The following is a 3,398-nucleotide window of genomic DNA, read 5'->3' as shown; positions in this document are numbered from 1 at the left end:
GGGCTGCGCGGTGGTATCAATACGTTTGCGTATGTGGGCAGCAATGCGCTGTCGTTTATTGACCCGTTTGGCTTGGCGGCAATTGCAGATGTCACTGGTAGCTATGATTCGAATCTAAACTATCAATCACACTTTTTGTCTGAAGCGTCTTGCGGCGTTGAGCCCGATGCTTTTGGCCATGTTGTGCCAGAAACATACACAAATGCGCAGTCTGCTCTTTCATGGATGTTTCATAATGAAAATGACAAAGCCGCTATATTGTACAGTAAAACGGTAGAAATGATTCGCCATGCTTGGTTTGCGGGCCAAGACGCAGTTGTTAATGTTTTTAAACCGGACGCTAAGACAGATTCATACAATCTCCATTACGCTGACTTTTCGGCTGAACAGATCCACGGCTTGGGGGAATTACTTTACCCCGTTACTCAACAAGATCCAGATGTAAACACATTAACACTGACGTTGGCTAACGGCACTACAGAAGCTGAGTTCCTGGATGTATTGCTTAATGCACTAGGAAATTTGGTTACTGCCGCGGATGTCAATCAAATTTTGGCGAGTGCCAATATGCTCGGCGGTGCATCACCTGATGATAGGTTATATGCTGTTGACATAACGCCGCTTTATAATGAAGTGCTTGTGCGCTTTCAGACTAAGTTGTACACAGACAGCCGAGTGATTAGCGCGGAAGACTTGGTGCACCAGCGTGCCGAAGAGTTGAGGGGGGTTTATGATGAATTTGGAAAGCCACAATGTCGTGCGCAAGGTGGCAGCTACAATGACCCAGGTTGTCAAGAAATCAGAGATGCGAAACGTAACCTAGAAAACGCCAATGTTGCTTATGGTGATGCGCTATCGATAGTTAATAATGAGCTTATTGCGTCAGGTGCTATGCCAGCAATGGACGCGCTGGACGCCGTGAGAGCGCCAAGTCGTAAGATTGCGGCAGAAGCTTTAGTGGGCATGGTGGGTTTATTTATACCGTTAACAGCAACGGACTTGGCGATTGATGCTGCAAGTTTTGGGTTAAGTAAACTCAAGCGTATAGGCGACTTAGCTCATACGATAATAAAAGGTGCTTCGTCACTTTCGCCGACAGCTAAGGCTTTAACTAAATCTGCCAGCGAGCGAGTGCTTAAAGTTAGGTATCCTAAATTTGCGAGCTATCCCAAATTGTTGGAAAACCCCGGCATTATGCGCTCTCTCAATAAAAAGGAATGGTCAGATGGGCTGCTAGCTAAGTTAGAGCAGGACATCAAATCTGGCGGTACAGAGTTAGCTCGTTTGCTAAATGATAGACCCCAGTTTATTGATACTTGGGAAACGCTTGCCAATGCCAATGTAAAAGGGACTATCAGAGCGGACTCTAATAGCCTAGAAATATTCCAGCGACATATCAGTGATTATCCCGACGTAGATTTCTCGAAAGTTAATAAGGTTCTTGATCGTCAGGCTTTTCCCGAAGACTTTGTTCGAGATATTCTGGGGGGAGAAGTTAAAGGGATTGATCATTTAAGAACCCTCGTAGGTGATTTTAAAAATGTCCCAGGGATCACCCACTCAAGTTTCGTAGATAACTCTTTACCTGCAATTAAAATTGATGCACCTTCAAGCTGGGGAGACAGTAGCCTAGATTTGCCTGATTGGGCTCATGCTACGTTTACCAATAAAGCTACACCTAAATTTTTACCTGAAGGCACGAAAATATACCGTGTTTATGGTGACGGACAAAACCCGAAAGGTGCGTTTTGGACCTACGAGCTTCCGTCTAGTAAGGCAGACCTTTACGGAGGAACGGCCGTTAGACCTGAGTGGAATAATGGCAAGTGGTATGTGGAACATACAGTAGGAAAAGATGGCCTTAAAGTTTGGGATGGCGAAGTCGCGAGCCAGCGAGTGGTAGACCATGTTGATGAAGTCATGTTAACGGGTGGAGATATTCAAATATATATTCCAGACTCGGTACGAGAAGTGATGCCTGAACTGAACAGAAACGATATAAGTTGGTGATAGATGTCTGATGTAAGATGTGCCCATGATATAGAGCAGATACTAAGGGAAATCATGTTAGAGTTCCGTAGTCTTGAATCCATTTTATTGAACCTAGAGCAAGATTGGAGCCCGAGTGAAAGTTATGAACTTTCGTACTTAAACATGCCGAGAGGAAAGGTTGCGCACAATATTAAGGTTATTAGACACTTTTTGGGTGAGAGCGAGTGTTCGCCCCGCTCAGCTCAGTATGTACAAGAGGATGTCGTTAGCTTTTTACGCAACTTCGACAACCCCTTTTTTGAAACTAAATACAAGAATCAGATTAACTGTGTTGTATCAGCTTTAACCTCTCTTAGTCTACGCTTGAAAGCGTATTGTTAGCTACCAAATTAAAGTGGTTTATTCGCCTAAAAGCTTTGTTGACGCACATATGGTGATTGAACTGACAAATGAGGAACTGGAAATGTTTGAACGTGATGCAAACTGGGTTGATCAGTTTGCTGAAAAAGTTCGACATAGCCCCAATGACTATAAAGCCAGAAGTATAACTTAAGGCTGGAAATATCATTAAATTAAACTTTAAGTAGTGGGCTGACATTGCCCACTTTTCGGAAAAGTTTGAGTGGCTGCTCGTTTTCTTTTTTAGTTATTTCTAGCGTTTATCCCTATCACCTTGAGAGCAATTGAACATTGTTTTCAATTTGTCGTCATGAGCCGATTATATAGTACCTGTGTTAGCTCATGACTGTGGCATTGTGTTGTGGGAGGTGTTATTGGTAATGCCGAAATTTATAGTGATTAGAATAGAAAACTTAGCCTGTAACTGAAATAGCCAATATTAGTTAATGCGTATATTAAATACGATAAAAACGACTTGATGAAAAAAAGTGCATTTATTAGAATGTACTTTGATTTTTTTTTTACTTGTTTGTATTTACAATTATACACCTCCTCTCCCTGTGTTTTTATGTGTTGAAAGGGGAGTGCCAGTGAAGGCTTTTTTGGTAAGGAATACCCATGCTGTTGTCTTTGTTACAATCCTCTTCGACTAAACGTCGCCAGCTCGGCGCTGCTATTTCTGAGTATTTACCGGTAATTGGTTTAGTCGTTGTCGTGGCTATTGTGGCCTTTCAGATGTTTGGCAGTACTGTACGTGACCAAAGTAGTGAAATCACCTCTGAAATGGCAGGCATTCCATCTCCTTTTGATGAAAGTGGGCCGCAAGGGGGTTACCAGCAAGGCGGACAAGCGGGCTCTTCATCAGGGGGCAGTCACGGTGGCGGCAATAATAACTCAAGCAGTGGGAGCGGAAGTCAAGTTGAGCCCCCTGAAAACCCTTGGCAAGACGGCGTGCATGCAGGTGACATTAACCCTGGGAATAATGGCTCAGGTGGAGGTGACGGCGA

2 protein-coding genes are annotated in these 3,398 nt (G+C 43.6%); both read left to right on the top strand.

Annotated features, from left to right (window positions below; genetic code table 11):
• Positions 1 to 2,010 (top strand): RHS repeat-associated core domain-containing protein (locus D1Z90_RS21395; RefSeq protein WP_198419277.1); only part of this gene is annotated, 2,010 nt, incomplete at its 5' end.
• 999 nt (positions 2,011 to 3,009) lie between these two features.
• On the top strand, positions 3,010 to 3,398 hold a 389-nt coding region (locus D1Z90_RS20210), incomplete at its 3' end, for a hypothetical protein (RefSeq protein ID WP_119912582.1).

It is taken from the genome of Motilimonas pumila (assembly GCF_003596335.1).
GTDB classification, from domain to species: domain Bacteria; phylum Pseudomonadota; class Gammaproteobacteria; order Enterobacterales; family CBDFNC01; genus Motilimonas; species Motilimonas pumila.
This window is presented reverse-complemented; position numbering and strand designations above follow the sequence as displayed.